Genomic DNA, 19,393 nt, shown 5'->3' with positions numbered 1-19,393 from the left:
TGCTAAGACATAGAAGGAAGATTGGGGACTATGATAAGAAAGATAGAAGTTTTCATAATTTTATTGTTATTAGGGGTTATTTTAAATTTGTTTTCCATTCCATTGCCCTTTGGTACTGATTTTTTAATTGGTGGTATCTGCACAATATTATCATATCACTTATTTGGTATTAAATATGCTGCTATATCAGCTTTAGTAGTTAATTATAAAACTATTTTTCTGTGGGGGCATCCATATGCCATACTAGCATCAGTAATGGAAGTTGTAGTAATTCACTTAATAATAACAAAGACAAAAATCAAAACCGTGCTTATGGCTGATATTATATATTGGTGTACACTTGGTGCTGCTTTAGTTTATATTGCTTATTTTTATGTGATGAGGGTTAGTGCAGATGCTACATTACTTGTAGTATTAAAACAAGGGATCAATGGGATTTTCAATGTGCTTTTAGCCAATATTTTATATATGCTTATACCTTTTTCAACTATAATAAACGATGATGTAAGCTCTAAGATTTCATTAAAGAATATTTTATTCAACAGTATAGGAAGCTTAATTTTAACCCTAAGTTTGATTTATATAGTGATATCAGGTAATAGGGAGCTAGCTTACATCAATAATAATGGAAGATCTATGCTTGATATAGCTTCTAATAGTTTAGCTTATTATATAAGAGAGAACCTAGATGAAACAAATTACAGTCTAGATTTATTGGATACATACTCAAATAACCAGAATCTAATAATATCTTTTAGGCAAAATAATGGAAAAAAACTTTATTCCAATAAAGAAGATGACCTAGAAAATAAGTGGCATTCAGATGGTCAACTACTTAACCTTGGAAGTGGGATGTATCGATGGGTTCCTAATATAGCTACACCTCCTATAAAGCAGTGGGAAGAGTCTTATTATATAAAAACACAACCTATAGATGATGGTGTAGTTACTATTAAGTTAGAGCTAAGGCCATACATAAAACAGTTGTATGACACTAATATAAAAATATTCTCTATTATTGCACTATCAATAGGATTATTACTTTTAATATTGTCTCTAATACTTAATATATTACTTAAGCCTCTATCAAACTTAGCAAATATAACCTATCAGTTACCTGATAAAATAAAGAATCACGGAATAATAAACTTAGAGAGAGAAACTTTAGTAGAGGAGATAAGTATACTATTCTCAAACTTCAAGGCTATGCAACTGGCCTTAAAAGACAGCTTTGAAGACTTAGAAGAACAATATGAAAAAACCACTGAAATGTTAAATGTAACAACTAAAAGATTAGATAACATACAGTTTGCTGTGGATAAAGCAACCTTTGTATGTATAGTTGACGGAAATGGCAACATCATTCATGCCAATAAAAATATATGTAAACTACTTCAGTATACCTATGAAGAGCTTCACAATAAGAAGTTCGATTTTCTAAATTTAAGAGTTGCAGGTAAGGACTCAATTGAAAATATTAAAAAAGTTATAAATTCAGGTGAAACCTGGAGTGGAGATCTTAGCGTAGTAGGAAAAGATTGTGTTGAGCATCTGCTGTTTTCTACCATGGTACCTATTTTGAATGAAGTTAAAGGGAGATCTCAATTTATAATCATCAGCATTGATGTTACAGAGCAAAGAGAGGTAGAAAGACACAAAGAGGAATTTATAAATATGGTTTCACACGAACTCAGAACCCCTATGACCTCAATCTTTGGTTTCATAGAACTTCTTATGCATAAAGAATTGAATGCTCAAAAGCAAAAAAAATACTTAGAGATAATTTATAAAGAAGCTAAGCGACTTTCAGATTTAATAAACGATTTTTTAGACTTACAAAAAATGATTTCAGGAAAACAAAAATACGACTTTGTTTGTGTTGATATAAATGAAATGATGAAGGATATAATTTCCCAATGGAAGCTAAAGCATGAAAATATCACTTTGGAAATACCTGAGGGAGAGGTTATAGTTGATATAGACTCCAATAGGATAACTCAGGTACTACATAACTTAATAAGTAATGCCATAAAGTATTCAACAGAAGACTCAAAGGTTGAAGTTAGAGTAATTATAGAAGAAAAGTTTGTTAAGATAGCTGTAAAGGACTATGGTCTAGGAATTCCAGAATCAGAAAAGAAAAATATATTTTCAAAATTTTATAGAGTTGACAACTCTGACAGCAGACAAGTGGGTGGAACCGGCTTAGGTCTTGCTATATGTAAAGAAATAGTTGAAGCCCATGGCGGAAGAATATATTTTCAATCAGAGCTTGGTAGTGGCAGTACCTTTAGCATAGAACTAAAACGTTGTCTATAGTTTACTATCTCTAAACAAAAAACTTAATAATAAATGAGTTTATAATATAATACTCTTATGTGTGAGATCTTTAATAATATTGCACTTCTTTTATTAGTATTTCTTAATGCTTTATTTTTTAAATAATAGTTATTTTTATTAAATAGTTCCTTTTATAAAAATATATAGTATAATTTAGATTATATAAAATATAATTGACCCAAACTTAAATTTGTATATATTTTAAAAAATCATATTAATTTTTTTAGTAAGTTTATTAAAGTATATTTTAGTTGAATAACTATTTAATTGCAAAAGATACTTTAATAGCGATTAAGATAAAATGATAATTGAAAGGTGTACATAAAAATGCAATTTATTCAAGGTTTTATGCTTTTAGTATCTTTAATTATTTTAGGTTATATTGGACTATACTCTCTTATAAACAGAAAAGTTCCAGGTGCTATCTTTTTGTTTGTGCAGATGCTGGGCGGTATTATATGGTCACTAGCATCTTTTTTAGAAATTAATACTCTCGGACTGTATAATAAAATAATATGGAGAAACATTCAGCAAATAGGGGTTTTTACTGTACCTATAGCTAGTGTATTTTTTGCTATTGCTTATTCAAAGCAATATAAATTTAAAAAATATGCTTATGCCTTAACTCTTTTTCCATTACTAGATATTATACTGATATATACCAATTACTATCACCATTTAGTAAGATCAGGTTATGTAATAGCTGAGAATGCTCTTTTTGGACAAAATCTTATAGTTAAGCTTACTGATTTAGGTTCAATTTTAGTAGCAGTTAATTTTTTTATACCTCTTCTATCTATGGCAATACTCTTTAATTACAAAAGAAAGGTAGCCCTTAGATTCAAGAAGCAAGTATCTTTAGTCATATTGAGTATTTTCTTTATGTTGATATTTAGTTGGGCTAAGACTGCAGTACTGGAGAAGTTAGGCGTATATATACCAATAGCGGTACTATATATACCTAGTACTTTAATTATGTTTTATTGTTTATTTAAATATAACTTATTAAATGTATCGCCTATTGCTAGAGATAAGGTGTTTGACGTAATTAAAGAAGGTATAATAGTAATTGATGAAGCTTCTTACATTGTGGATGCCAATGAATATGCTAAACAGTTAATTTCAAAGTATATTACTGAGGAAGAGAACTTAATTGGCTTAAAGGTAACTGATGTATTAAAGGACCACCCAGAAATTTTGGATTTGTATTCTTCAAAAAATGAAGCATATGTGGAGCTAAAGTATAAGGTTAATGATATGGATAATTATATTAGCTGCAGTGTGCATTTACTATATAGTAATGATGCTATGATTGGTGCCATACTTATATTAAATGATATTACAGAAAAGAAATTATATGAAATCAGCTTAAAAGAAAAAGCAGACAGAGATAGTCTTACGTCTCTCTTAAATAGAAGAGGCTTTACGGATAGATTTAATTACATAGTAGAGGACATATCGGGTAATATGGTTTCTATAGTAATGATAGATATCGATTACTTTAAAAGTATAAATGATACCTATGGACATATGGCTGGTGACAAGGTACTTATGCATTTCTCAGAACTATTAAATAAATATTTAGACACAGCTTATGCATTAGGTAGAATAGGTGGAGAAGAATTTGCTGTTTTATTTAATGGTATTGGCAAGAGAGAGGTTTTTAACTTACTAGAAAACTTTAGAAAAAAAGTAGAAACCAGTGAAGTTATTATAGATGATAAAGTAACGATTAGTTATACAATAAGTATTGGCATAACTGATAATAATACTAAGGATATAGATTTAGATGAACTTATAAGAAAAGCCGATATAGCTCTTTACGAAGCTAAAGATAGTTCAAGAAATTGTACAAAGATTTATGAAGGAGTTTAAATATTAGACTCTGTTAAAGTATCCTGGTGAAATTGAGTGGACAGTCATCCGATGCTTAGATGAGCTTGTGTATAGTCCAAAATTAGAGTTTAGGAATTGTATATTAATAAAACCTCTAATAAACCTTATATAAACTAAGGCTTTTTAGAGGTTTTAGTTTAGTACAACTATCCCATACTAAGCAAATACTTCAACTTTGCTCTTTATATCTGAAACGATTTCATCTATTAAATCCTTAATCGGAGTATTCTTTGTTCCAGGAATGTATATCTCATGTTTTTGAAGAGGTAGGATATACTTAGTACAATTCATATCGTATATAGCCTTTGATATTAGTGGTGTAATCTCACCGTTTATACCACCACTGCAAAGTATACCTATAGGTCCAATTATACTATCCATCTTGTTGTTGGTGCAAAAAGAACAGATTGCTTTTTCACCACTTATTCCTACATTAGCCCCAGCTCTAACCATATTAGAGGTAGCAAAGGTGTTTGTCCCAAGTGCAACTATATGAATAGTACTATTTAATTCTTTACGAAGTTTTTTTATTATTGTTTGTCCAAGACCTGCACCCTGTGCATCTATTACAGCAACTTTCATGAAAATGCCTCCAGATTTTTAAGCTTTTTAAATAAAAAGACTACATAACCATAAATTTTATTATATAATAAAATATAGATATATTCTATAGTTTTGGAGATGTACATATGGATATTAGAGTTGTTAAACAAGTGATAGAAGATAGTAAGGATTGTAGTAATGATATCAAAGAGATATTAAGATCCAAGAAAGTCTATCTTATAAATGTAATGGGGTCCCCTGGAACAGGAAAGACTAGCGTTATTATAGAGCTTATAAATATTCTAAAGAGTATATACAACATTGCTGTGGTTGAAGGGGATATAGCCGGAAAGGTAGATGCAGAGAAGATAGATGCACTTGGAATCTCAGTAGTTCAGCTTAATACAGAAGGTGCCTGTCACATTGAACCGCTTTCAATAAAAAATATACTGCAATACTTTGATTTAAACGAAATAGATATTATTTTTGTAGAAAACGTAGGAAATTTAGTTTGTCCAGCGGAGTATGATATTGGAGCAGATCTTAAGATTGCCATACTAAGTATACCAGAAGGTGACGATAAGGTAGAGAAATATCCTTTGCTCTTTACAGAAGCAGATATAACCATACTAAATAAATATGATATGCTTCAGCATTTTGAGTTTGATCATAATAAAGTTGAAGAGAATATATTAGCTTTAAAGCCTGACGCCAATATATTTAAGGTATCTACAAGGACTAAGGAAGGTATACCAGAACTATCTAAAGTCCTAGAAGAAAAACTTAAAGCTACTATAGGAAAATAACATATTATTTACATCGTCAATAAATTATTGTAAAATTTATATGTATGTCACGAAGGCATGCAGTTTACTTTTTTTAATGTATTAAACATTAGTTTAAGCTATGAAATTGCTTAGTCTAGAGGATTTTAGTAATTTAAGATCTTATTAATATTTCACCTAAAATCCTAGAGTTATTAGTATAAATAGAATTTTATTAGGACCACGAAGGTTGATTTTTGTTATACAATTATCAATTTTTGTGGCCTTATTTTTTAGCTAAAATCTAAATATATAGGTACAAAAATTACAAAGGGGAGTTAAAAATGCATATTCCAGACAATTATTTAAGTCCAGCTACCTGTGCTGTTATGGGTGCAGCTATGGTTCCTATATGGGCTAGAGCGATTAAAACAGTAAAGAAAAAACTCACAAAAAAGAAGATGCCACTTATGGGGATAGGTGCAGCGCTTTCTTTTCTTACAATGATGTTCAATGTTCCTTTAATAGGTGGAACTTCTGGACACGCCGTTGGTGGTACTTTACTTGCAATTTTATTAGGGCCAGAAGCGGCTTGCATATCAATATCTGTTGCTTTACTTATTCAAGCACTTTTATTTGGAGATGGTGGTATACTAGCCTATGGTGCTAACGCCTTCAATATGGCTTTTATAATCCCAACCTCAGGTTATTATATTTATAATCTTCTAAGCAGAAGGGTAACTACAGATAAGGGACGTAATATCGTAACCTTTATTTCTTCATACATCGGCTTAAATATAGGAGCTTTATTTACTTCAGTAGAATTTGGGATACAACCATTATTGTTTAAAGATTCTCTTGGCATGCCTTTATATTGTCCTTATCCTCTAGGTATATCTATACCATCAATGATGATACCTCACTTAACTGTTGCAGGTGTATTGGAAGGAATAATAACAGTAGGTGTACTTAGTTTTATAAAAAGAGTTTCACCTGGAATTCTATATGATAATACTGAGACAAAAACAAAACCAGTCTATGCTTTTATCATAGTACTTATATTGTTATCACCTTTAGGCCTTTTAGCTTCAGGTACTGCTTGGGGTGAATGGGGAATAGATGAGATAAGTTCAGTAAAGGCAGGTGGCAAAACCTTAGGCTTTATCCCTAAAGGTATGAAAAATGGCTTTAGCTTTAAATCGCTTATGTCAGATTACTCTTTAAAGGGACTTCCTGAAAACCTAGGGTATATTCTTTCAGCCATAGCAGGGGTTGCAATATTATTGATTATTTTTAGACTTATATCAAGTTCTAGAAAAGAAAATCAGTAGAATGTGTAATTACACTTTATATAAATAATTTTAATTTTCTATAAGAAAGGAAGATTATGATGCCTGAATGGCTGCTTAAAAAGGATGATTATTCACCAGAAAAAGGCAAGGATGCCTTTATAAATAAGAGTATTATCTCGTTACTTTCAATACTCAACAAATTTAGAGTTCAAGGAAGTCAAAAGCAGAGCAAAATTAAGATAAATGCTGCAATAAAGTTAGCCTCAACTCTTATATTTATTATTCTTACAGCTTTAGCTAAAAGTATATACTACATATTCGTTGTTGATGTAGTTCTATTGGTTATAATTAATTTCTTAAGTATAAAAGATATTAAACATATTTTAAAGGTTAATATGGTTGTTTCGTTATTTACATTTATAGTACTTCTACCTGCTATATTTATTGGATATGGTAATAATAGCTTAGTTATTATCTTAAAAGTATTAACTTCAATAACTTCAGCTAATATTTTAGCCATAACTACAAATTGGAGTGATTTAATAAATGCCTTAAAATTATTTCATATGCCAGATATGTTTATATTCGTATTAGATATAACAACAAAATATATAATAATCCTTGGAGAATTTTCTTTAAACATGCTTTATGCACTTAAGGTAAGATCTGTAGGGCGAAGTAAAAACAAAAATAAGTCTCTTTCTGGCATTGTAGGGACTATGTTTATAAAGTCTAAAGAAATGGCTGAAGAGATGCATATGGCCATGGAATGCAGAGGATTTACTGGAGAATATAAAATATATACAAAATTTAAATTCAGTTTATATGATTTTATATTCGTAGCAATTGATTTGATATTAGTACTAACATATTTTTATTTTGATAGGTTGTGATTGTATGATAGAGATGAAAGAAGTTTGTTATGCTTATGATAATAACATAACTGCCCTAAATAACATAAGTTTTAAGATTGAAGATGGAGAAGCTGTTGCTTTGATAGGAGTTAATGGCAGTGGTAAATCAACTCTTATGAGTGTTATAAATGGCTTAATATCTCCAACAAAGGGAAAGTATATCCTGGACAATGAAGAAATAACAAGTAAAAAGCTACAGAACGAAAGGTTCTCGAAGGCTTTTCATAAAAGAATAGGCTTTGTATTTCAAAACTCAGAAGTACAACTGTTTTGCTCTAAGGTTTATGATGAAATCGCTTTTGGTCCAAGACAGATGGGCATGAGTGAGGAAGAAGTTGATAGAAGGGTAAAAGATACCATTGGGTTGCTAAAAATCGAAAGTTTGTCAGATAGACAACCTTACCATCTAAGTGGCGGAGAAAAGAAAAAAGTTGCTATAGCTTCAGTGGTGGTTTTAAATCCAGATATTTATATATTTGATGAACCAATGAATGGACTTGACCCTAAAACAAAAAGATTTCTTAAAAAGTTCATGATTAATCTAAATGAAGCTGGTAAGACAATCCTATGTTCAACCCATGATTTCGAATACGTTCAAGGAGTATTTAAGAGAGCTCTTGTTTTCTCTGACAATCACAGCATCATAAGAGATGATGCTTATGAAGAGGTAATGAAGGATACTAAGTTTTTATTTGAAAATAATATAATTTAATTAAGCTCTCTTAAAGTACCCTGTTGAAATTAAGTGGTCATTAATTCGATGCAGAGATGAGCTTTTTAAAAGAATTAATATGAAGAAAAAAATTGGGCCCCATTGAGTTTCTTTAATAAACAAAGGTGTGAAAAATACTAATTTAGATACGAGAAAAATATGTCTTAGCAATGATGTACATTGTATTTACTAATAAATAATACTAATAAAATCTAGGGAAGAGGGGCTCATTATGCCAAAGAATGATAATATGCTAGCAATTTTATGGATGCTGAATTCAGGTGCAAAAATAACTGCAAAACAAATATCAGAAAGGTTAGAAATAAACATAAGGTCAGTTTACCGTTATATGGATGCATTGTGTGTTAGTGGAGTGCCAATAATATCTGAGCCTGGTCATAACGGTGGATATAGTTTGCTTAACAATTTTATCCGAACACCACTGTTTTTTGACCTTGAAGAGAAAAAATCACTTTTACATGCTGCTATTTTTGCAATGGAAGCAGGATATCCTTTTATGGAAGCACTAAATAGTGCAACCTCAAAGTTAAAGATGTTCTCGAATCAAGAACAAGAAAAAGTTCTTAATCGTCATTTAGTCGGCTTTGAAGTAGTCAGTCGTATTTGCGATCCAGCTGTCAAACCTATATTAATGGAAATTGAGCAAGCTGTTGCTAATGAATGCTCTATGGAAATTGAATATTGTTCAGGTTATGAAGGGAATCCTAAGCAAAGGATTGTTGATCCCTATGGGATGCTCTACTGGAACGATAAGTGGTATGTTATTTCGTTTTGCCACCTAAGGAATGAAATTCGTAGCTTTAGGGTAGATAGGATAGTAAATATAATAGTAACTAAAAATTCGTTTAACCGTCCTGAAGCTTTTTCGGCACGTGAGTTTTTTACAAAAAACTTATTATCAAATTCAGAAAGCAAAGTAGGACTTTGTAATTTAGTGATTGAGGGCAAATCAGAAGCATTGAATGATCTTTGTGCACATTGGTTTTTAGGATACCATATTATAGAACGAACTGAATGCAGAGCTAATTTTTTAATGGATGAAAACTCAATCAATACCTATGTTCCTCATATTCTACTTCAATATGGTAAATCAATAAAGGTGCTTGAACCAAATAGTTTTAAAGATGCTATGGCAGCAATTCTTAGAGATTTAATGGCTCATTATCTTCACTGACTGAATTTGTCAGTGAAGATAATATATAATAGATCCAGATGGAGTTTGACACCATCCTATAACCAATAATACCAATAAAATGAATGTGGAGGAATAAAAAATGAAGGATACAGTATATCTTTATGTATTTGATACAATGGCTGACTGGGAAATAGGTTATTTAATACCTGAAATCAATTCAGGAAGGTACTGCAAAAAGGGATTAATGCCGCTAAAAGTTGTAACTGTAGGAATTACCAAGAGTCCTATTACTACAATGGGAGGTCTGAAAATATTGCCAGAAATTGAACTTATGGAGTGTAGTGTTAAAGATGCTGTTGCTTTGATTCTACCTGGTGGTAATACATGGCCAGAAGCAATTCATGCTCCAATTATAAGAATGTCTGAAGAATATTTAGAGGAAGGTATTGTTGTAGGGGCAATTTGTGGTGCTACAATAGGACTTGCTATGGGAGGAGTATTGAATCAACGAAATCATACAAGCAATGACCTTGGATATCTTAAAATGGTTTGTCCAAACTATGCCGGAGAGCTGTATTATAAGCAGGAACCTGTAGTAACTGATGGAAATTTGATTACTGCTTCTGGAATAGCTCCTCTTGAATTTGCCTTGCATATATTGAAAAGTCTAGATATATTCTTACCGCAAACCTTGGATTCCTGGTACAATCTTTATAAAACCCAAGAACCAAAATATTTTTTTGAGTTAATGAACTCAATTCAATAAAATGGCTTGAAGTAGTTAAGATAGCTCTTTTCACCACCTTTTACTTTAGAGCTGGTTTTGTCAGTAATGGTGGCTGCACTCCTTCTTTTATATGACGCAGCATTAACATCTCATAAACATAAACAGTGTACATGAAAAGAAAATCAATTTAATTTCAACAATATTATTAAGTATAGTCTTTAATTATTGTTTTGATGTAATTTCATTTGTGGTACAATAAGATGGACCTATTGAATAGAGATATTTCTCTAATTAAATTGGTATACTTATAAAGCATCCTAATAATTAATAAAAAGAATTTCATTAAATATACTTAAGGAGCAAACATGGAAAATAACTTCACATTGACTAAAGAAGAAATAGAACAATTAACTGCAGTTGAACTACTTGAAAAACTGTACGGTAAGGAAATTAATACAAAGAAGAACATACTTGAATACATTGAACTTACAAGGATTTTAAAGAAGTTAGAAATAACTCCTGATAAGATTCAAGATACATATAATCTAATATATGAGAAAATAGAAGCACTAGACATAAAGCCTAATACCCGAATGTTTCTAAAGAATAATCTAAAATCTCAATTAGGCAAACTAGTTTCTGAAAAAGATCCAAAACCAACTAATCACTTTATAGAATTTTTTAAGGAAGCTTACCCAGAGCATCATAGAAGAAAAGACTTTACCTGGGTACTAATGGATTTAAATACTATATCAGAAGAACAGCTTTGGACTACATTAACTTATATAAATAAAGAGTGTTTAAATCACGATCTAAGATTAAGCCTAAAGGAAAAACAAGATATTATAGATGTAATTGAGATAGTTGTTAAAAGAAACAATTCTAGATTTATAAATAATCTTAGAAACCTTAAAAGCTTGACAGATAATTTAAATATAAAGTTAGTAAGTGTTGGAGAGATTTTTAAGATAAAAAAACTTAATTAATTCATAATTCCTAAACAGTTTATCTCTAATAATAGGTTGTTACTTAGCTAAAATAAGCTTTAGAATGGTAACCATATTAGTTTTAGCTGCTATACGCGAATGTATTTAAAAAATGTGGGTGACTTTTCGGCCATCAGGTTTAGTATTAAACCTGATGGCCATTACTTTTTACACATAAGAAATAAAAGGTTCTACTATCCAAACCTATCAATATAAGGTAAGCTAACAAACATATACTTTTACAAATTTTGAATATAGTGCTTAAATTTAGTATAATATAGATGTTATTTGATGTTTTTATAGCATTCCGATAACTTAGGTTGTTTATATTGAAAACTATAATATAGTTAAAGATAGGGCCTAAACATGTTGTAACAATGCTAAAATGGAGATATATTATGAAAAGATATGGAGTTTTAACAAGTATAATACTAGTAGCTTTAATCACTACTGGGTGTACATCTAGTAAGAGTGTAAGTAAAACCGTAAGTACTGTAAGCACTACTAATGCAAATGTGAAAAATGTTGATTCACAGAAAAATGCTGAAGAAGAATCCGAAAATCTAGGTAAGTTATTTAAAGAGAATAATGCTCTAAAAAAGCCTAATATAGACGAAGCTAGAGACTTTAAGCTGTCCTTAAGTAATGGAAGTGTAATAATGCTTTCTAAAGAAAGCAGCAGTGAACTTGAAGTATATAATATTTCAAGTTTAGATAAATTTATTGATTCCTTTAATAATGGTAAAGCAGGTTATGTGCGTGTAATCAAAGGAACGCTAAAAAATGATGGTCCCCTTCTAGTAAATAAACTAGAGGAATATGAGTCAGATGGTAAGATTATTAAAGATTTAGCCTATGATACATATTCAAATAAAGATAAATTTTTACCTGGAACTCCAACTTACTGTGCTAAAATGGTAAAAGAGGCTTCTGGAGATGGGATTAGATATTCTATTTTACTAAGTAAGGATACTCCTGATAATATGGGGGCCACTGTAATTAGCTTTGATAAAAGCAGCATAAAAAATTAGTATTAAGATGAATTTAAGATAGCATCTACAGCAACATTTTATAATAGGTTATAGTTACTCAACTGGTATGGATAACATGTTGTACTATATAAGAGTAATACTTACAACAAATGCTTTATAACTTAGATTGACATATAAATTATAACTTAGATAGTTGAAGCCGTAGATCTATAATTATGATGAAAAACTAAAGAAATGATAGATTTATTTAAAGGAGCCATATATGAAATTTGATTTTAGAATACCACAGAAAAAAGATTCCTTAGACATAGCAACCTGGAAATATGATGATATTTATTCTTTCTATAGCAATGATAAAACAGAAGAAAAGAGAGAATGGGCATTAAATATTCATACAGAGGAAGATGCTTATGTGATTTATAATGAAGACAATGCTTTAATAGGTCACTGTAGCTTTGATAATGAGGATGGAGAAATGATATTAGGACTTCAAATGAAGCCAGAGTTTACTGGTCAAAGAATGGGCCGCCAATTTGTAGAAGCAATTTTGACCTTTGGAAAAAACAAATATAACTATGACCATATTTCACTATATGTGGCTAAGTTTAATAAAAGAGCTATAAAGGTGTATCAGGAATTAGGGTTTAAGACCATTGATGAATTTACTTGGGACATCTATGATGAAGATGTGGAGTTTATAGTTATGGAAAAACAATATTAAGAAATTTTTTATAAGTGTACATTTTCTTTACATACCTTCAGAAGGTGGATGAGGGATCAAAACGCAATAAATTTAGAGTGTAAAATTAATAATTTAAACAGGTTTATACTCAAAATTTGTAGCATATAGTCGTAAAGTTAATTAATTTAAGGAAACTTATATATTAACACTTTAAAAATCTTCACAAATTCAGTATAATATTAAAGAATTGAATAATTGGAGGAGTAACGCGGTGAGTAACATAAATGATAAGTATTATATAGAAACATGGGGCTGTCAGATGAACGAGGAAGATTCTGAAAAGCTTTCAGGTATGCTTAAAAGAATTGGATACGAAAGTACAGAAGTTAAAGAAGATGCTTCTATAATAATCTTTAATACATGTTGTGTTAGAGAAAATGCTGAAAATAAAGTATTTGGTAATCTTGGAGCTCTTAAGGCTTTAAAAGCTAAGAATCCTAATCTTATAATTGCTATATGTGGTTGCATGATGCAGCAAAAGGGAATGGCAGATAAAATACTAACTACTTTCCCATATGTTGATATTATATTTGGAACTCATAATTCTTATAAGTTCCCAGAGTACTTAAACACTGTTAAGCAGCAAGGTGTTCAAGTTAAAGAAATAGTAAATAAGGAAGACAAAATAGTAGAAGGTATTCCTATAGATAGAAAGAGCGATATAAAGGCCTTTGTTACTATAATGTATGGATGTAATAATTTCTGTACATATTGTGTAGTACCATATGTAAGAGGTCGTGAAAGAAGCAGAAAGCCTGAAGATATCGAAAAGGAAATAAAAGATTTAGTAGCTGCAGGCTATAAAGAAGTAACTCTACTAGGACAGAATGTAAACTCCTATGGTAAAGGCTTAGAAGAAGAATTAACTTTTGCCGATCTTCTAAGAAGAATAAATAGCATAGAAGGACTAGAAAGAGTTAGGTTTATGACTTCACATCCTAAGGACTTAACTGAAGATGTTATAATGGCTATAAAAGAATGTGATAAGCTTTGTGAACAAATACATCTTCCAGTACAAAGTGGTTCTTCAAGAGTACTTAAAGAGATGAACAGAAGTTATACTAAGGAACAATACTTAGAGCTTGTTAAAAAGATTAAGCAAGAAATTCCTGACGTATCAATTTCTACTGATATAATAATTGGTTTCCCTGGTGAGACTGAAGAAGACTTCAATGAAACTCTTGATTTAGTAAAACAAGTAGAATATGATTCTGCATTTACTTTTATCTATTCTAGAAGACAGTACACTCCTGCTGATAGAATGGAAGATCAAATACCTGATGATATAAAGCATGCTAGATTTAACAAGCTAGTTGATGCAGTTAATGAAATAATTGCTAAGAAAAATGCTACTTATGAAGGTAAAGTTGTTGAGGTTCTTGTTGAAGGAACAAGTAAAAATGACGAAAATAGACTTATGGGAAGAACAAGAAACGGTAAACTTGTTAACTTTGACGGATGCAAAGAAAGCGTAGGAAAGCTTGTAAATGTCAATATAACAAGAGCTCAGGCCTTTTCTCTTGTAGGTGAAGAAGTTTAATTATAAGTAAAAGTAAAAGCTCTTAGATTTAAGGGCTTTTTCCTTTAAGGAGGTTTAATAATGGCACTGACTCCAATGATGCAGCAATACATGGAGATAAAAGAGAACTATAAAGATTGTATTTTGTTTTTTAGATTAGGTGACTTCTATGAGATGTTCTTTGAGGATGCAGAGGTTGCAGCAAAAGAACTGGAGCTAGTTCTTACAGGAAGGGACTGTGGACTTGAAAGCAGAGCTCCTATGTGTGGTATTCCCTACCATGCAGCCAATTCCTATATAGGAAGACTGGTATCTAAGGGCTACAAGGTAGCAATATGTGAACAGGTTGAAGATCCAGCGCTTGCTAAAGGTATAGTAAGACGAGATGTAATTAAAATAGTTACTCCAGGTACATACAATGATTCTAATTATGTAGATGAATCAAAAAACAACTATATAATGTGTTTATTCGTAGACACTGAAAAGAATAAGGTAGGACTTAGTACTACAGATATATCTACCGGTGACTTTTTAACTACAAGCTTTGATTATAATCCAAATATTATATTAGATGAGATATCAAAGTTTTCTCCAAAGGAAATAATCATAAATATATTAGAGGATACTACTTTAATATCCATGATTACAGATAGCTGTAATGCCTTGATTACTAGAAAGACAATAAGCTACTTTGAAGATGACAGCGAGGATCTACTCTATACTCAATTTAAAGAGGAAAAGAATAAGCTAGATAGTTTATCCCTAAAAAGCTCTGTTGGAATAACTAAATACGTCGTAGACACTCAGAAGATGTCTTTAAGTAATTTAAATAGAATAGATACTTATTCTATCGTGGATTATATGACTATAGATACAAACTCTAGAAGAAACTTAGAGCTTACGGAGAACATAAGAGAAAAAACTAAGAAAGGTTCTTTGCTTTGGGTTCTTGATAAGACTTCTACCGCTATGGGAAGCAGAGAGCTTAGGAGATGGATAGATCAGCCTCTTATAACAAAGTCTCTTATTGAAGCTAGACTAAGTGGTGTAGAAGACTTATATAACAATCTATACCTTATGGAGCAGCTAAAAGAGACCTTGAAGGATATATATGATATAGAGAGAATAACAGGGAAAATATCTAACTTCAATGTAAATGCAAAGGATATGGTATCACTAAAGGTATCCCTTCAAAAGATACCTAAGGTGAAGGAATTATTAAAGGATAGTAAATCCAGCATGCTTTTAGACTTCTATAACAACATAGATGAACTAAAGGATATATACGAGCTATTAGATAACTCCATATCAGAAGAGCCTTCTCTTTCCGTTAAGGAGGGAAATATAATTAAAGATGGCTTCTCCAATGAAGTGGATGAGTTAAGACAGGCAAAGCTACACGGTAAGGAATGGATTGCTTCTTTAGAAAATCAAGAAAGAGATTTTACAGGTATAAGATCACTAAAGGTAGGCTATAATAAGGTATTTGGGTATTATATAGAAATATCTAGAGCAAACTATAGCTCTATACCTGAAGGAAGATATATAAGAAAGCAAACCTTAGCCAATGCAGAAAGATTCATAACCCAAGAGCTTAAGGAAATGGAAGAAAAGATTCTTGGAGCTGAAGAAAAACTAATCAATCTTGAATACAGTATCTTCGTTGATATAAGAGAAAAGGTTGAAGCACAGATAGACAGAATGAAGCATACAGCAAAGATCATAGCTGAACTTGATTGTCTTTGTTCCTTAGCACAGGTTGCTATAAGCAATAACTACATAAAGCCTTTAATAAATGAAGATAACGTAATAGATATAAAAGATGGTAGACACCCAGTAGTTGAGCAGGTTATCCCTAGAGGTGAGTTTATATCTAATAATACAAAACTAGATGTAGATAAGGAACAGCTTTTAATAATTACTGGTCCTAACATGGCAGGTAAGTCAACTTATATGAGACAAGTAGCTTTAATAACTCTCATGGCTCAAATAGGTTCCTTTGTACCAGCTTCATCTGCAAATATATCTGTATGTGATAAGATATTTACAAGAATAGGTGCTTCAGATGACCTTGCAGGGGGTAAGAGTACCTTCATGGTAGAGATGTGGGAAGTAGCTAATATTCTTAACAATGCTACTAGAAAGAGCTTAGTGCTTCTAGATGAAGTTGGTAGAGGAACAAGTACTTATGATGGCTTAAGTATAGCTTGGTCAGTTATAGAGTACATGACTAAAGATGATAGTTTAAGATGCAAGACTTTATTTGCTACTCACTATCATGAGCTTACTAGACTTGAAAAAGAGATTAAAGGAGTTAAGAACTTCTCAGTTGCAGTAAAAGAGATTAATAACACAATTATTTTCTTGAGAAAGATAGTAGAAGGCGGAGCTGATCAGTCCTACGGTATAGAGGTAGCAAAGCTTGCTGGTCTTCCTGGTAGAGTAATTGATAGAGCTAAGGAAATATTAAGCTCTCTTGAAGATAATAACAAAGTTCATGACAAATTAGATTACATTGCAACTTCTACAAAGGAAACATCAACTACCACTAACGAGACTATAATAGAAGTTTCATCTAAATTGGCTAATACTGTTATTACTGAAAATGAGTCTATAGAAGCAGAGATAGCAGTAGACCAGATAAAAGAAGAAGAGGTGTTACCTCGCAAGGGAACTAAAGGCAAAAAGCATAAGGAAGATTTCTTCGAGGCTCAACAGCTTAATTTTACTGATATAGAAAAAGATACTCTACTGAAAGCTATTGCTTCCATGGATATAATGTCCATGACACCATTAGAGTCTATGAATAAACTATATGAACTAGTTAAGAAGGCTAAAGAGATAATTTAGGTGGTGATATTTTGAAAAGAATAAATCTACTAGACACAAATACTTCAAATAAAATAGCAGCAGGAGAAGTGGTTGAAAGACCATCTTCTGTTGTTAAGGAACTAGTAGAGAACTGTATAGATGCAGAGGCAAAATCCATAGTTCTAGAGATTGAAAACGGAGGAGAAAGTCTTATAAAGGTTACAGACGATGGTAGCGGAATACATCCTGAGGATATAGAAAAGGCTTTTATGCCTCATGCAACCAGTAAGATAAGTTCTATAGATGATGTCTACAGCATAAACACTTTAGGTTTTAGAGGCGAGGCACTTCCTAGTATAGCTTCTATATCTAACGTTACTATAAAGTCTAAGACCTTGGAGTTTGATACAGGAAAGCTGCTTCAGATAGATGGCGGAGTAATTACACAAAATGAAGAAGTAAGCATGCCAACTGGTACTCAAATTGAAGTTAGAAATTTATTTTTTAATGTTCCTGCAAGAAAAAAGTTTTTAAAGTCTCAATCCAGAGAAGCCTCATTAATAAATGAGATAATAAGTAGAATAGCTATAGCCAATCCAGATATAGCTATACAGTACTACAATAACGGTAAGAAGATATTTCAAACCTACGGTAATGGCAATATGCTTGATGCTATAAGAACGATTTTTGGTAAGAACATAGTGGATAACCTTATTTACTTTGAAGATCATTCTGACACCTCTTCTGCCTACGGTTATATTGGTAAGGAAGAAATAAGCAGAGGATCAAGAAACAATCAAATACTCTTTGTAAATAAACGTTATGTAAAAAATAAACTAGCTACAGTTGCGGTGGAAAATGCCTTTAAATCCTTTAGTACCGTTAATAAGTTTCCGTTCTTCATACTATTTATAGATATATATCCTGAGCTTATAGATGTTAATATACATCCTACAAAAGCCGAAATAAAGTTTAAGGATGATAGAAGTATTTATAAAATAGCCTTTGATAGCGTTCATAAGGCTTTGAAAAATGATGTGTTTGAGTCCTTCAAGCTTCCTGAAGAGCAAGCCTCAGAAGAAGAAAAGGTTGAGAACATTCCACTTGATATAGATTTTAGTAATACTTACAATACTCACGTTAATTATGAGTATCCAATAAAACAACCTGAAAAAAATGATGAAGAAGAGGCTATAATAAGAGAAGATGAAGAAGAAACTAACTATGAAGGTAATAAACAAGTGGTAGATTTCCCAGTGGATTTAAAGCCTATTACCTTTGAGAAAAGTACTTATAATGAAAGTGAAGCTATTGTAGAAAATAGTAATTCAACATATGAAAAAAGCCCTTCTTATGAATCTAGTGCGTATAACTCAAAAGTTAGTTCTAACTTAGAGGAAAAGGCAAATGCTAAAATTCCTAACCTAAGGGTAATAGGGCAATTTGATAAGACTTATATAATATGTGAACATGAAGATATCTTATATCTAATAGATCAACATGCCGCACATGAAAAAATACTTTTTGAAAAGTATTTAAAGGATATTGAAAATTCACATATTCAGGTTCAAAGTCTCCTTGTACCCTGTGTAATAAACTTGATTATGGATGATTATGAGATTGTTCTAGAAAATAAAGAAGTTTTCGAAAAAGCAGGTTTTCTAATCGAATATTTTGGAGATACTAGTATACTGTTAAAAGAAGTACCATACTTTTTAGATAAGCTTAATCCTAAAAATCTTCTAATTGATATAATAGACAATTTAAAAAACCTTGGGTCAGGAAAAACTACTGAAGTAAAGTATAATAGAATCGCTACAATGGCCTGCAAGGCTGCTGTGAAAGCACATGATCTACTAAGTATGGAAGAAATGTATGAACTCATAAATACAATGAGATACATCGATGATCCTTTCCATTGCCCACATGGAAGACCAACTATAATAAAGTTTACATTAAATGAATTAGAGAAGAAATTTAGAAGGATACAATAGAGGAA

The 19,393-nt window shown here is 31.2% G+C and carries 15 protein-coding genes; 14 read left to right on the top strand and 1 reads right to left on the bottom strand.

What is annotated here, in order from left to right; genetic code table 11:
• Positions 1-30: 30 nt before the first annotated feature.
• Together C1I91_RS15485 and C1I91_RS15480 are read left to right on the top strand one after the other, a co-directional pair.
• Complete coding sequence (locus C1I91_RS15485) at positions 31-2,319, top strand: PAS domain-containing sensor histidine kinase (protein WP_128213667.1); 2,289 nt, start codon at positions 31-33, stop codon at positions 2,317-2,319.
• Between the two features lie 348 nt (positions 2,320-2,667).
• Complete coding sequence (locus C1I91_RS15480; RefSeq protein WP_128213666.1) at positions 2,668-4,215, top strand: histidine kinase N-terminal 7TM domain-containing diguanylate cyclase; 1,548 nt, start codon at positions 2,668-2,670, stop codon at positions 4,213-4,215.
• 177 nt (positions 4,216-4,392) lie between these two features.
• Here C1I91_RS15480 and C1I91_RS15475 read toward each other — a convergent pair whose 3' ends face one another.
• The gene (locus C1I91_RS15475) at positions 4,393-4,818 is read right to left on the bottom strand and encodes a DUF3842 family protein (protein WP_128213665.1); all 426 of its coding nucleotides are present in this window, start codon (positions 4,816-4,818) and stop codon (positions 4,393-4,395) included.
• A 107-nt stretch (positions 4,819-4,925) separates the two neighbouring features.
• Between C1I91_RS15475 and hypB the strand changes: the two genes are divergently transcribed.
• From hypB to mutL, 12 genes are all read left to right on the top strand, one after another.
• Positions 4,926-5,585 (top strand): hydrogenase nickel incorporation protein HypB, encoded by a 660-nt coding sequence (gene hypB, locus C1I91_RS15470; RefSeq protein WP_128213664.1) that lies wholly within the window; start codon positions 4,926-4,928, stop codon positions 5,583-5,585.
• 302 nt (positions 5,586-5,887) lie between these two features.
• On the top strand, positions 5,888-6,874 hold the full coding sequence (gene cbiM / locus C1I91_RS15465; RefSeq protein ID WP_128213663.1) for a cobalt transporter CbiM: 987 nt from the start codon (positions 5,888-5,890) through the stop codon (positions 6,872-6,874).
• A gap of 56 nt (positions 6,875-6,930) precedes the next feature.
• On the top strand, positions 6,931-7,728 hold the full coding sequence (locus C1I91_RS15460; protein ID WP_238475792.1) for an energy-coupling factor transporter transmembrane component T family protein: 798 nt from the start codon (positions 6,931-6,933) through the stop codon (positions 7,726-7,728).
• Positions 7,729-7,732: 4 nt separating this feature from the next.
• A complete protein-coding gene (locus C1I91_RS15455) occupies positions 7,733-8,461 on the top strand; it encodes an energy-coupling factor ABC transporter ATP-binding protein (protein WP_128213661.1) in 729 nt (242 codons plus the stop codon).
• Between the two features lie 232 nt (positions 8,462-8,693).
• On the top strand, positions 8,694-9,656 hold the full coding sequence (locus C1I91_RS15450) for a helix-turn-helix transcriptional regulator (RefSeq protein WP_128213660.1): 963 nt from the start codon (positions 8,694-8,696) through the stop codon (positions 9,654-9,656).
• A gap of 100 nt (positions 9,657-9,756) precedes the next feature.
• Complete coding sequence (locus C1I91_RS15445; RefSeq protein ID WP_128213659.1) at positions 9,757-10,383, top strand: type 1 glutamine amidotransferase family protein; 627 nt, start codon at positions 9,757-9,759, stop codon at positions 10,381-10,383.
• Positions 10,384-10,709: 326 nt separating this feature from the next.
• Entirely contained in the window at positions 10,710-11,330 is a 621-nt protein-coding gene (locus C1I91_RS15440) for a hypothetical protein (protein ID WP_128213658.1), read from the top strand.
• A gap of 398 nt (positions 11,331-11,728) precedes the next feature.
• Positions 11,729-12,361, top strand: a complete 633-nt coding sequence (locus C1I91_RS15435; protein ID WP_128213657.1) for a DUF4362 domain-containing protein — start codon at positions 11,729-11,731, stop codon at positions 12,359-12,361.
• Between the two features lie 223 nt (positions 12,362-12,584).
• The gene (locus tag C1I91_RS15430; RefSeq protein ID WP_128213656.1) at positions 12,585-13,043 is read left to right on the top strand and encodes a GNAT family N-acetyltransferase; all 459 of its coding nucleotides are present in this window, start codon (positions 12,585-12,587) and stop codon (positions 13,041-13,043) included.
• Between the two features lie 232 nt (positions 13,044-13,275).
• Positions 13,276-14,604, top strand: a complete 1,329-nt coding sequence (miaB, locus tag C1I91_RS15425; RefSeq protein WP_420808426.1) for a tRNA (N6-isopentenyl adenosine(37)-C2)-methylthiotransferase MiaB — start codon at positions 13,276-13,278, stop codon at positions 14,602-14,604.
• A gap of 60 nt (positions 14,605-14,664) precedes the next feature.
• The gene (gene mutS, locus C1I91_RS15420) at positions 14,665-17,433 is read left to right on the top strand and encodes a DNA mismatch repair protein MutS (RefSeq protein ID WP_128213654.1); all 2,769 of its coding nucleotides are present in this window, start codon (positions 14,665-14,667) and stop codon (positions 17,431-17,433) included.
• Between the two features lie 11 nt (positions 17,434-17,444).
• Positions 17,445-19,388 carry a DNA mismatch repair endonuclease MutL gene (mutL, locus tag C1I91_RS15415; protein ID WP_128213653.1) on the top strand — a complete coding sequence of 648 codons (1,944 nt, stop codon included), beginning with the start codon at positions 17,445-17,447 and terminating at the stop codon, positions 19,386-19,388.
• Positions 19,389-19,393 lie beyond the last annotated feature (5 nt).

Origin of the sequence: Clostridium manihotivorum, from assembly GCF_004015185.1 — a bacterium.
GTDB lineage: Bacteria > Bacillota > Clostridia > Clostridiales > Clostridiaceae > Clostridium_AR > Clostridium_AR manihotivorum.
The sequence above is the reverse complement of the archived record's forward strand: the minus strand, read 5'-3'. Positions and strand labels throughout refer to the sequence as shown.